Below are 12,117 nucleotides of genomic sequence, written 5' to 3' on the forward strand. Positions count from 1 at the left end.
CATGGGAAAATGGAAAGTGGGAACGCGTCGCAGCAAATTGGCGCTCACTCAAACGAATTGGGTCGTAGATCAACTGAAGGGGTTCGCACCTGAAGCTGATTTTGAATTGCATGAAATCGTGACAAAAGGCGATCGAATCCTCGATGTGACCTTGTCCAAAGTAGGCGGAAAAGGGCTGTTTGTCAAAGAAATCGAGCAATCCTTGTTCGATAAGGAAACCGATTTTGCGGTACACAGCTTGAAGGATATGCCGGCTGAATTGCCAGAGGGCTTGGTAATCGGCGCGATCCCGAAGCGTGTTGATCCTCGGGATGTTCTGCTTTCCAAGGATGGCAAGACGTTGGATGAACTGCCACAAGGAGCTTTGGTAGGGACTAGTAGCTTGCGCCGTTCTGCACAAATTCTCGCACATCGCCCTGACATTCAGATTGAATCTCTGCGTGGAAATATTGATACGCGCATGCGCAAGCTTGCGGAAGGTAATTTTGATGCGATCATCCTCGCTGCGGCTGGACTTGAGCGCGTGAATTTTGAAGGGGAAATCTCGCAGTTCCTGCCTGTTGAAATCAGCTTGCCAGCAGTCGGTCAAGGTGCGCTTGCCATCGAATGCCGTGCAGACGATGAGGAGACACTCGCTCTCTTGAAGCAGTTTGATGACGCACCGACGCGTTTGGCGGTAACAGCAGAGCGCAGCTTCCTGCACAAACTCCAAGGCGGCTGTCAGGTGCCGATTGGCGCATATGCGACAGTTGGTGAGAACAATGAAATTACTTTGACAGGAATGGTTGGCTCCCCAGATGGGAAGCAAATATTCAAAAACACGGCGACTGGCCAAGATCCGTTAGCGCTGGGCATTCAAGTGGCAGAAGCCCTCTTGGCACAGGGAGCAGGAGAGGTACTTGCGCAAGTCTTGCGGGAGAATGAGCAATGATTGTCCACGGATCGCACAAGCCGCTGACTGGCAAGTGCATCATGGTCACGCGGGCGAGAAGTCAAGTTCGCGAGCTCGTTGAACAGATCGAGCGGTTAGGTGGAGAAGCATACGCATTTCCTCTGTTAAAAATGATGCCGCCGACGGACACTGCCAAGCTCGACGAAGCCATCACCCAGTTGCCAACATACGACTGGGTAGTCTTCACGAGTGTGAATGGCGTGCGCTTCTTCTTGGAGCGCATGCGCGAGGTCGGGGTAGGACTCGATGCGTTCACTGGCAAAATTGCTGCGGTCGGCCCGAAGACGGCTCAGGTGCTTGAGCATCACGGGCTCGAGGTAGCTGTCATCCCGTCTGATTACGTGGCGGAAGGCTTGCTGTCGAGCTTGTATGATCAACTGCTTCCTGGTCAGCGCGTTCTGCTGCCTCGTGCAGATATTGCCCGCAAGGCACTGCCAAAGGAGTTGGCTCGCTTGGGACTTGCTGTGACTGAAGTAGACGTGTATCACACTGTCATTGATGCAGAGCAGGCCCCAGACGCAGCGGAAAAGCTCCAGCAAGGTCTCATCGATATCATCTTGTTTACCAGCTCTTCAACGGTGACGCATTTTATGGCAGCGATGGAGCCCTATACATCGCTTGACTGGCTCAAGCATGTTCAGATAGCCTGTATCGGACCAATAACGGCAGATACAGCAAAACAAAACGGGCTTTCTGTTCATGTGGTAGCGAGTGAGTACACCGTGGAAGGTTTACTAGCAGCTATCATAGAGAATCTGGGAGGGAATCGACATGGCACAAACATTTGACCGTCATCGCCGTCTTCGCAAAAGCGCGGCAATGCGCAATCTGGTGCGGGAGAACCACGTACGGGTGGAAGACTTGATTTATCCGTTGTTCGTAGTGGAAGGAACTGGTATTAAGAATGAGATTCCGTCCATGCCAGGTGTGTATCAGCTCTCCTTGGACACACTAGCCGAAGAGATGAAGGAAATCGTAGCTCTGGGAATTCAAGCTGTTTTGATGTTTGGGGTACCAACACATAAAGACGCATGTGGAACAGAGGCGTACAATGATGATGCGATTACCCAACAGGCAATGCGTCTGATCAAGGAAGCCCATCCAGAAATGATCGTGATTGCAGATACGTGCCTGTGTGAATACACCGATCATGGTCACTGTGGTGTGATTCACGAAGGCGAAGTCGTGAATGACGAAACATTGAAGCTTTTGGGTCAGACCGCGGTTTCTCAAGCAAAAGCTGGAGCTGATATTATTGCACCTTCCAACATGATGGATGGTTTCGTGATTGCAATCCGTGAAGCTTTGGACGAGGCTGGCTTTGAGCACATTCCGATCATGTCCTATGCGGTGAAATACGCTTCTGCCTTCTACGGACCGTTCCGCGATGCGGCAGGCTCGACTCCACAATTCGGCGATCGCAAAAGCTATCAAATGGACGCGGCCAATGCACGTGAAGGTCTTCGCGAGGCAGCTTCCGATGTAAAAGAAGGCGCGGACTTCTTGATTGTGAAGCCAGGTCTTGCTTTCATGGACATGGTTTTTCGTCTGCGTGAGAACTTCAACCTGCCGATCGTGGCTTACAATGTGAGTGCAGAGTATTCTATGGTAAAAGCGGCGGCTCTGAATGGCTGGATCGATGAAGAGCGTATCGTTATGGAAACGTTGGTTGGTTTCAAGCGCGCAGGTGCAGATTTGATCATTACGTACCATGCAAAAGATGTTGCAAAATGGCTGGCGAGGTGAGCACGAGATGAATAGAGAAAAATCTACTCAGTTATTTGCAGAAGCACAGCATTACATACCAGGCGGAGTAAACAGTCCGGTTCGTGCTTTTAAGAGCGTAGGAGGCAATCCTGTTTACATCGCAAAAGGAGAAGGCTCCCGTATTTTTGATGTGGATGGTAACAGCTATATTGACTACATCGGCTCGTGGGGTCCATTGATCTTGGGACATGCGCATCCGCGTGTCCTTGCAGCGATTACGGAAGTAGCTGCGCTTGGAACCAGCTTTGGCGCACCGACTGAGCGGGAAACGGAAATGGCAAAGCTCGTTTGTGAGATCGTGCCATCTGTAGAAGTCGTGCGTATGGTGAACTCCGGTACAGAGGCGACGATGAGCGCTCTGCGCCTCGCGCGTGGCTATACCAAACGCAACAAAATCATGAAGTTCGAAGGCTGCTACCATGGTCATGCCGACAGCTTGTTGATCAAGGCTGGTTCCGGTGTGGCTACACTAGGACTTCCAGACAGCCCAGGCGTACCAGAAGGAACAGCACACAACACGATTACGGTTCCTTACAATGATCTGGAAAGCGTCAAACTGGCATTTGAAACGTTTGGCGATGATCTGGCAGCAGTTATTGTGGAGCCAATCGGCGGCAACATGGGGGTTGTTCCTCCACAGCCTGGCTTCCTTGAAGGACTGCGTGATATTACGGAGAAACATGGGACACTGCTCATTTTCGATGAAGTCATGACTGGCTTCCGTGTAGCATTGGGTGGTGCACAAGAGCTGTACGGCATTACCCCTGATTTGACAACGATGGGGAAAGTCATCGGCGGTGGCTTGCCAGTAGGTGCATACGGCGGCAAACGGGAGATCATGCAGCAAGTGGCTCCAGCAGGACCAATCTATCAGGCAGGGACGCTGTCGGGTAATCCTTTGGCGATGGCAGCAGGCTTGACTACTTTGCAGGAGCTCAGCAAACCAGGCGCTTACGAGCGCTTGGAGAAGATGTCCGCTCGTTTGGCTGAAGGCTTGGCTGACAATGCCAAGAAGCTGGGCATTCCGCACACGCTCAATCGCGTAGGCTCCATGGTTTGCCTGTTCTTCACAGAGACGCCAGTTATCAACTACGAAACAGCGAAAACATCCGATCTGGAGCGTTTCTCGGCATACTTTAGCTATCTGCTGGAGGAAGGCATCATGATCCCGCCGTCCCAGTTTGAGGGTATGTTCGTTTCCTTGGCACATACTGATGAAGATATCGAACGGACGATAGAAGCAAGCTACCAAGCGATGAAAAAAGCGTTTGAATAAAGAAGGAAAAGAAGGGAGCACTTCCTAGCTGATGCAGGAGGTGCTTTTTTTGATTTTTTTGCAGGATTTTTCCACCTCCTGTCAAAATACGAAGGAAAATGCAGCTGATGAGGTGGAGACATGGAAGGGACGATTATTCACGTACCGCAAAAGCATCTGGTTGGACTTAGCTTCTCTGGTTCGTTTCCGATGCTTGTGGAATACATGCCAAAGCTGTGGGAGACTTTTTTGAAGCGCCAGGATGAGATTCCTCTCGTGATTTCTCCAGATGTTCGTTACGACATCAGCGACGAGAATCGAACGTACCAAATGTATACTGAGTACATTGTAGTGGAAGTTGAGCGTTTCGAGTATATCCCTGAGGGCATGATCGGGTTTACGATTCCAGCGAAGACATACGCCCGCTTTACCCACACAGGACCGATGGAACAGGTCCAAAACACGTACCACAGTTTGTTTGGTTGGCTCAAAGCAAGTGACCATCAGGTAGATGAGTATGCTCTTCGTATGGAGCGCTACGATCAACGGTACGTTCCTTCTGTGCATGAGTCTGCTCGGGTCGAGAACACGTACGAAATTTTTATCCCGCTTCGGTAAAAGAACAGCGAAGCAGCACCTCTAAACGGCCAACACCTCTTATACCCAAAAACGGGAGGTGTTGGCTGTTTGGTTTCACCAATTGGAATCCAGACTCGTATACTGTAAGAAACAGGACAGGGGTGACAAGTGTGGTGAAATTAAAATGGCATTATCGAAAGCACTTGCGCAAGCGTTACGGTCGGTTGATTTGGAGGGTTCGCAAACGGAAAAATCGGAAAGGATACTTTAAATCAAATGTTTGGACACATCATCGTAAGAGTTATCGTATTCTTGTCGCAAACGAATACATTGCTGCATACTTGGCCAAAAAACTCGGGTTACCCGTTGCAAAAGTTTTACAGGCTCGTGTAAGAGGACCACGAGGGTATGTGAGACGCGGGCTTGTCTCTATCGAAGCCAATGCCAGGAAGGTTATTCCTTGGAAAAAGGCGAAGTCTTACGTAAAGAAAAAACCGCACAAGTATATCAAAAATGCCAAAAAATTAGCGCGTTTGGTGGCTTTCGATACATGGATTCTTAACCCGGACCGTTCGAATCGCAACTTGATTCTCTACCGAAGAAAATCATGGAAGAAATACAAATGGTATGGCATCGATCATGGCATGTCATTGTTTGGCAATCCTGATAAATGGAATTTTCGCAGAGCAAAGAATAAGTTCTCCTGTAAAAAAGCATACAAATTCTGCTTGCATACCGGAGACAAAAAGAAGCAACGAATTCCCTACGGATTGAAACGTTTCACACAGGAAAATCGAAAGCAGCTTGCCAAGATGGTGAAAAAAATCCAATCTTTGCCTACCTCAGAAATCAAAAAAGCGATCAAAAGGGTACCGAAAGGATTTTTGAAAAAGTCCGAAAAAAAATTCATCCAAAAAGTGTTGCAATGCAGACGCAAGCAAATGAAAAAAGCACTGAAGCGGGTATCGAAGCGTTTTGCTTAAACATTTTCCCGTTTGTTCATGTCAATTAGTAGAGCAAATGTCCAGCGACTTGTCCAAAAAACAGCCAAGTTCCTCCATAATAGACTGCAAGACTTGTAGGGAAAGATCAACCTGCAGACCGATGTCTAGGGAGTGCTTTGCGTTTTGTGGCAGATACCGATGGATATTTGGCTTGGAAGTCATGATTCTTTCGATTGCAGGCTGATGGTAATGGGGATCGGCAGTACCTGAGACGAGAAAGACATTTTGCTCCAGCGCAAGCAAGTCTGCCACGACCAAATCCTCCCTCAGCAACGGAGTCAACAGGATCGCTGACGAACGGCAAAAACGAGGTTCCTTGAGCAAAGAACATGCAATCGGAACTGTTCCGAGTGATTTCCCGAGAAAGAAAACACGTTCATACACCTGCTGATCTAGTACCTGGGAGACAACCGTTTGCATATCCTCGCTGATCCAAGCGCTTCGTTTTGCGAATGAGCTGGTTTCGAAATCTGGGATGCCTTTTCCATATTCTGCGTGTACATGGATGAGATCGACCTGTTTGCTCAAAAAAAGCATGGTAGAATAATACAGATAAGGCCTGTCGAACGAGTAACTGGCTCCGGGAAAGAAAAAACAGACGGAGCGAGATGGCGTCTGATTTGCCTGAATGTGCGTGTACGTCATTTCTCTCCCATGCCTGACGATCACAGAACCTGTTTTTGGGTATACCATCTACTAGCTGCACCTCTTTCATGTTCTTCGGAACAGGGGTTATTTTTCAATCGTAAGGGTCAGTAGCACTTTTTGACAAGAAGTAAACAAACAGTAAAGGAGTAGGATTCGATGAAAAAGGAAGTCCAACTGAGTAACGGCATCAAAATAGCCTATGTAGAAGAAGGAACGGGGGAATCGCTTGTTTTGATCCACGGTTTTTGCGGGAGCGCATCTTACTGGCATAAGCTAGTTCCGCTCTTGTCTAAAACGCATCGTGTCATTGCGATCGATTTGCGTGGTCATGGAAACAGCTCGGCCCCTGATGAACCGTATTCGATAGAGCGCTTTGCAGACGATCTGGCTTTGTTTGTAGATGAGCTGGGTTTAGCGAAGATTCATCTGTTTGGACATTCGCTCGGTGGCTATGTGACCTTGGCATTTGCAAATCAATACGCGGACAAGCTGGCGAGCTTTGGCTTGATCCATTCGACGCCATATCCGGATGACGATGCTGCCAAAGCCAATCGGGATAAAGGAGCAGACAACATCCGGGAAAATGGAATGGAGCCGTTTATCAAAGCCCTTGTACCGAAGCTGTTCGCCCCTTCCCATATCGACACGATGAGAGAAGAAGTCCAGCTAGCAAAAGAAATTGGCTTTGCGACGAGCCCGGTTGGAGCCATCCAAACCTTAATCGCCATGCGTGATCGAGTGGATCGCAATCATGTGCTGCAAGAAACGACTCTACCTGTGCTATTAGTCGCAGGATCAGAGGATCAGATCATTCCTGCTGAAAAAACTTTTACAGTTGATAAAACTAACGTCGAGCAAGTGTTGCTGCCTGATGCAGGGCATATGGGTATGGTAGAGGCACCAGAGAAAATGGCAGAAGCCTTCAAGAGCTTTCTAAACAGAAAGTAAACAAATATCACACCATAGTCCTAGCAAATTTTGCTATAATGAAAACGTTATCCTATTTATTTATACATAGACGAGAGGGGAAATTATCATGAAAAAGGCACGTCGGATTACGATGACGGCGTTTGCATCAATCGTATTTGCATCGCTGATGTCTTCCTCAGCATTTGCAGCACCATTGCATCCCGTACAGCACACTGACTGGATGGTGAAAAAGGCAATTGTATCAGCGGGTCAAAATGGCGATCTTGCTTTGGATCGTGCCGTGACTCTCGCAGAAGCTACTGTTGTTTTCTCCAAATTGAAAGAGGCAAAAGTGGGAGCTGCGGCTAAAGGTGCTCATTGGTCAACTCCTTATTTCGACTGGGCAAAGAGCCAAGGTGCTCTCACACAAGACGACTATAAAAACCCTGCGCAAACCGTAACGTCTGCCAAGCTGACACAAATGGCTGACAAACTGGGCTATAAAATGAAGCTCGACAACAAAGCGACTGTAACGCGCGGTGAATTTTTCCAAGCATTGGGTGATGCGGCTACCACGCATGTAACGATTGCCCACACCAACGATACACATGGTCATATTCAAGAAGACAAGAACCAAAAAGAATTCGGCTTTGCCAAAATCGCAACCTTGCTCAAGGAATGGCGTGCAGAGAACGAAAACTTCTTGCTCTTGGACGCTGGTGATACCTTCCAAGGTACCGTTTTCGTGAACCAATTCAAAGGCGAATCTGTTGTTCCCATCCTCAACAGCCTCGACTACAACGTAATGGCTGCGGGTAACCACGAGTTTGACTTCGGTTATGAGCAACTGCTCAAGCTTCGTGACATGCTCGAGCATCCAGTCATCTCTGCTAACGTGTTCAAGGCAGATGGAAAAGAATTGCTGCCACCTGTTTTCAAAGCGGAGATTGGCGGGAAAAAATTCGCCTTTGTTGGTTTCGTAGCGGAAGACACACCTGTATTGACTCACCCTGACAACGTAAAAGGGCTGACATTCAAAAACCCGGTAGAAGTGGCGAAAGTACTTGTACCTGAGCTGAAAAAAGAAGTAGATCACGTGATTGTTGTTTCTCACATCGGAGTGAACGTAGACCGTGAAATCGCGAAAAACGTTCCTGGCGTTGACCTGATTGTTGGTGGTCACTCCCATACTCCACTGAAAGCACCTGAACTCGTAAATGGCACGTACATCGTACAAGACTGGGAGTACGGCAAGTCTCTCGGACGCGCTGACCTCTACTACCTCGGCAAAGAACTGGTAGCATTCAGCGGCGGTTTGAAAGAGTACGATGAAGCAGTTGTAGCTGATCCAGACGTAGATAAGATGGTAAAAGAAATCGTGGGCAAGATCGATACTGTCATGAATGTTGTCATTGCGAAATCCGAAGTGCCACTCGATGGTGATCGTGCACTGGTTCGTACGAAAGAAACAAACGTAGGTAACCTGATCACGGATATCATGCTGGAGCGCACGCAGTCCATCAAAGGCTATGAGGCAGATGTAGCACTTGCTAACGGTGGTGGAATCCGTACACAGCTACCAGCAGGCGATATTACGAAAAAAGGTTTGTACACGCTCCTGCCATTCGAGAACAATACACTGGCAGTCGTAGAAGTAACAGGTGAAGAGCTGAAGAAAGCCCTCGAAAACGGCGTGAGCAAGGTAGAAGAGGGAGCAGGACGCTTCCCGCAAGTGAGCGGCATGAGCTTCACGTACAACCCAGCCAAGCCAGCTGGCGAGCGCGTAGTAGAAGTAAAAGTTGGCGACAAGCCGCTTGACCTGACCAAAACGTATAAAGTGGCAACGATCGACTTCCTGGCAGCAGGTGGAGATGGTTACGAATCGTTGAAAAAGCCATTCTTTAACACAGGCTTGTCCATGTACAGCATTGTGGAGGAAGGCTTGATCAAGCGTAAAACTGTCAATCCAAAAGTAGAAGGCCGCATTGTTGAAGTAAAATAAGGTTTGACCGGACAGGGATGGAGATAAACCTCCCTGTCCGTCTTTTATTATGAAGTACCTTGCAATATATAGTAGCCATTTGGTAAGCTCTTACATGGGTGATGTTGATGAACGTACAGTTTAAAAAAGGGGTTCTGGAGCTGTGTGTTCTCGTCTTGACAGCTAAGCAGGACAGATACGGCTACGAACTAGTTGCGAGCATCTCAGAAAAATTCCATATCTCTGAAGGAACGGTTTACCCCTTGCTTCGCCGTTTGACCCAGGAAGGATTTTTTACGACCTATTTGGCGGAATCACAAGAGGGACCCCCACGGAAATATTACCAGCTGACAAGTCGCGGTCGTCTTTATATGAATGACCTCGTCTTGGAGTGGCGAATATTTAACCGCGGGGTAAACGAGATCATAGAGGAGGGACTCGGATATGACAAGGCGTGAGTTTATGGATGAGTTAAATGCTTTGCTAAGCGCTTTGCCTGATAAAGAGCGCTTAGACATCCTTGCCGATTATACAGAGCATTTTCTCTTGGGAATGAAACAAGGGAAGACCGAGTTTGAAATTGCGGAAGGCTTGGGAAGTCCGAAGCTAGTGGCACGAGAGCTTTTGGCTGGCTACCGAATTGATCAAGCACATTCCAACGCATCGGTAGGGAATATGACGAGAGCGATTGTCGCGACGATCAGCTTGGGATTTTTCAATCTCGTCTTTGTTTTGGGACCTTTTTTAGGCTTGATCGGTATACTGATGGGGTTGTATGCGATGACTGCGGTGCTTTTGGTCGCGCCAGTCGGAATATTCTTGGATTACGGGATTCCTGCCCCTTCCCAGGAGAGACTTTTCTTGTTGTTCTCCAGCATGGTTTCCGTAGGATTGGGTGGAATGTTTGCCATCGGCTTGCTGCGATTGACGAAATGGCTGTATCGGCAGTTCTTGCGTTATCTCCAGTTCAACGTGAAGATGATCAGGGGGAAATGAGATGCGAAATTTGATGAAAAGACTCTTTGGACTCAGTCTTCTTTTGTTCATCATCGGTGTATGTGGAATCATCTGGCTCTTTACGAAGCAAGAAAATTTCTCGTTTTCGTTAAAACAAGTCAATGAAGAGCGCATAATCGAACAAGAAGTAAAAGCGATTGAGTTGCTGACGGAAGCGGCTGATGTGGAAATCATGGCAAGCAAGCAACCAAAAGCGAGCGTACGGATGGTCGGGGAAGTATCCGAACAACAGCAGGAGCGACTGGAATTTCAGAGTGTAGTCTCACCAGATGGTACGCTGCTCGTAGAACTGCGTGAACGCCCTCATGTCAATATGTTTTATCCTCGCAACGGGAAGGTAAAGCTGGAGCTCTTCCTGCCAGAAAAAGTGTATGAGAACGTCCAGCTTGAAACGATGACAGGGGATATCAAGAGCGGAATGCTGCGTGCAAAGAACACGAAAATATCCACCAGCAATGGAGATGTGGACGTGTCGGGCTATGAAGGAGAAGCACTTGACGTCCAGACAGCCACAGGTGATATCAATCTGGCGAATGTTCGCTCTGCCGTTGTAATCGAAAGCTCCACAGGAGAGATTGATAAACTGACAATGCCAGAGCTGACCCATGACGTTTCCATTCGAACGGACACGGGGGATATTCGAGTGACGGTAGCCAAGGAGCCTGCTGCAGCACAGTTGGAAGTTACGACAGATACAGGTAGCATTGAAACCTCCTGGTCTAACCTTACCTATGAAAAGAACGAGGAATACAAAGTGAAGGCATCGATTGGATCAGGTGGACCCAAAATGACTGTGCGAAGTTCTACCGGGGACGTTCGCATTCAATAGGAGAAGTTTGGAAACACTGATGGATAGGATTGGAAACGGAAGAAACGAAAAGATTTTGACACAAAAGAGACATTACTTGTCGAATGACGAATGGTATCATATTGAAGGAAACATAATTGTGCAAAGCGAGGTTTATTCATGACCGCAAAAACTTTTAACGATACGTTTTTGAAAGCATGTCGCGGTGAAGCGACAGAGCATGTTCCGGTTTGGTACATGCGTCAGGCAGGGCGTTATCAGCCAGAATACCGCGCCATCCGCGCGAAGCATAGCTTTTTTGAAATGAACTACATACCGGAAGTTTGCGCGGAAGTGACACGTCTGCCAGTTGAGCAACTGGGCGTCGACGCTGCAATCTTGTTTGCAGACATTATGACGCCACTCAAACCGATTGGCGTGGATGTGAATATCGAATCTGGCATTGGTCCTGTGATCGCGAACCCAATCGAATCCTTGAAGGATGTTGAGCGTCTGCTTGAGCTCGATCCGGAAACGCATGTGCCGTACATTCTTGAATCCATTAAGATTTTACGTCAGCAATTATCTGTTCCATTAATCGGTTTCGCGGGTGCACCATTTACACTAGCTAGCTATATGATCGAAGGCGGCCCTTCCAAGCACTATCATAAGACAAAAGCATTCATGTATACCGAGCCGGTTGCTTGGCAGGCGCTGATGGAAAAACTGGGCGATATGACCATCACCTACCTCAAAGCGCAAATTAAAGCAGGTGCACAAGCTGTACAAGTATTTGATTCGTGGGTTGGTGCATTGAATGACGAAGATTACCGCGAGTACATTACACCAGTCATGACTCGTATCTTCAACGCACTAAAAGATACTGGCGTGCCAACGATCTATTTTGGTATCGGCGCTGGTCATCTTTTGATGGATTGGAACCGCTTGCCTGTTGATGTGGTTGGTCTGGACTGGCGTACTTCGATTACGACTGCTCGTGAGATGGGTGTGACGAAGACGCTGCAAGGCAATTTGGACCCAACGCTGCTATTGGCTCCCTGGGAGAAGCTCGAAGCGAAGGCGAAGGAAATTTTGGATGAAGGCTCAAAACAGCCAGGCTTCATTTTCAATCTGGGACACGGCGTATTCCCTGACGCTAAAGTAGAAACACTGCAACAACTGACGAAGTTCATCCATAGTTACAAAAGGGACGTCTAA

General features: G+C 48.1%; 13 protein-coding genes. 12 read left to right on the forward strand and 1 reads right to left on the reverse strand.

Going from position 1 to position 12,117, the window contains the following annotated elements; all coding sequences use genetic code 11:
- Position 1 precedes the first annotated feature (1 nt).
- From hemC to AB432_RS09520, 6 genes are all read left to right on the forward strand, one after another.
- Complete coding sequence (hemC, locus tag AB432_RS09495; RefSeq protein WP_048032077.1) at positions 2 to 931, forward strand: hydroxymethylbilane synthase; 930 nt, start codon at positions 2 to 4, stop codon at positions 929 to 931.
- Positions 928 to 1,740, forward strand: coding sequence for a uroporphyrinogen-III synthase (locus AB432_RS09500; protein ID WP_048032078.1), 813 nt, complete (start codon positions 928 to 930; stop codon positions 1,738 to 1,740). Before hemC ends, AB432_RS09500 begins: the two co-directional genes overlap by 4 nt.
- A complete protein-coding gene (gene hemB, locus AB432_RS09505) occupies positions 1,724 to 2,698 on the forward strand; it encodes a porphobilinogen synthase (protein WP_048032079.1) in 975 nt (324 codons plus the stop codon). Before AB432_RS09500 ends, hemB begins: the two co-directional genes overlap by 17 nt.
- 7 nt (positions 2,699 to 2,705) lie before the next feature.
- Positions 2,706 to 3,995 carry a glutamate-1-semialdehyde 2,1-aminomutase gene (hemL, locus tag AB432_RS09510; protein WP_048032080.1) on the forward strand — a complete coding sequence of 430 codons (1,290 nt, stop codon included), beginning with the start codon at positions 2,706 to 2,708 and terminating at the stop codon, positions 3,993 to 3,995.
- Between the two features lie 120 nt (positions 3,996 to 4,115).
- Positions 4,116 to 4,592 carry a GyrI-like domain-containing protein gene (locus AB432_RS09515; RefSeq protein WP_048032081.1) on the forward strand — a complete coding sequence of 159 codons (477 nt, stop codon included), beginning with the start codon at positions 4,116 to 4,118 and terminating at the stop codon, positions 4,590 to 4,592.
- Between the two features lie 131 nt (positions 4,593 to 4,723).
- Positions 4,724 to 5,536, forward strand: coding sequence for a hypothetical protein (locus AB432_RS09520; protein ID WP_048032082.1), 813 nt, complete (start codon positions 4,724 to 4,726; stop codon positions 5,534 to 5,536).
- 21 nt (positions 5,537 to 5,557) lie between these two features.
- On the opposite strand, the gene AB432_RS09525 is transcribed toward AB432_RS09520, so the two are convergent.
- Positions 5,558 to 6,250 (reverse strand): alpha/beta hydrolase, encoded by a 693-nt coding sequence (locus AB432_RS09525; protein WP_048032083.1) that lies wholly within the window; start codon positions 6,248 to 6,250, stop codon positions 5,558 to 5,560.
- Positions 6,251 to 6,361: 111 nt separating this feature from the next.
- Here AB432_RS09525 and AB432_RS09530 point away from each other — a divergent pair, with 111 nt between their 5' ends.
- The 6 genes from AB432_RS09530 (at position 6,362) to hemE (ending at position 12,117) form a co-directional block, all read left to right on the forward strand.
- Positions 6,362 to 7,153, forward strand: a complete 792-nt coding sequence (locus AB432_RS09530; RefSeq protein ID WP_048032084.1) for an alpha/beta fold hydrolase — start codon at positions 6,362 to 6,364, stop codon at positions 7,151 to 7,153.
- An 88-nt stretch (positions 7,154 to 7,241) separates the two neighbouring features.
- The gene (locus AB432_RS09535) at positions 7,242 to 9,116 is read left to right on the forward strand and encodes a bifunctional metallophosphatase/5'-nucleotidase (protein ID WP_048032085.1); all 1,875 of its coding nucleotides are present in this window, start codon (positions 7,242 to 7,244) and stop codon (positions 9,114 to 9,116) included.
- A 107-nt stretch (positions 9,117 to 9,223) separates the two neighbouring features.
- Complete coding sequence (locus tag AB432_RS09540; RefSeq protein WP_048032086.1) at positions 9,224 to 9,553, forward strand: PadR family transcriptional regulator; 330 nt, start codon at positions 9,224 to 9,226, stop codon at positions 9,551 to 9,553.
- Positions 9,540 to 10,091 (forward strand): HAAS signaling domain-containing protein, encoded by a 552-nt coding sequence (locus tag AB432_RS09545; RefSeq protein ID WP_048032087.1) that lies wholly within the window; start codon positions 9,540 to 9,542, stop codon positions 10,089 to 10,091. Before AB432_RS09540 ends, AB432_RS09545 begins: the two co-directional genes overlap by 14 nt.
- Position 10,092: 1 nt before the next feature.
- On the forward strand, positions 10,093 to 10,941 hold the full coding sequence (locus AB432_RS09550; protein WP_048032088.1) for a DUF4097 family beta strand repeat-containing protein: 849 nt from the start codon (positions 10,093 to 10,095) through the stop codon (positions 10,939 to 10,941).
- Between the two features lie 138 nt (positions 10,942 to 11,079).
- Positions 11,080 to 12,117 carry a uroporphyrinogen decarboxylase gene (gene hemE, locus AB432_RS09555; protein WP_048032089.1) on the forward strand — a complete coding sequence of 346 codons (1,038 nt, stop codon included), beginning with the start codon at positions 11,080 to 11,082 and terminating at the stop codon, positions 12,115 to 12,117.

Origin of the sequence: Brevibacillus brevis, assembly GCF_001039275.2 — a bacterium.
Lineage (GTDB): Bacteria > Bacillota > Bacilli > Brevibacillales > Brevibacillaceae > Brevibacillus > Brevibacillus brevis_C.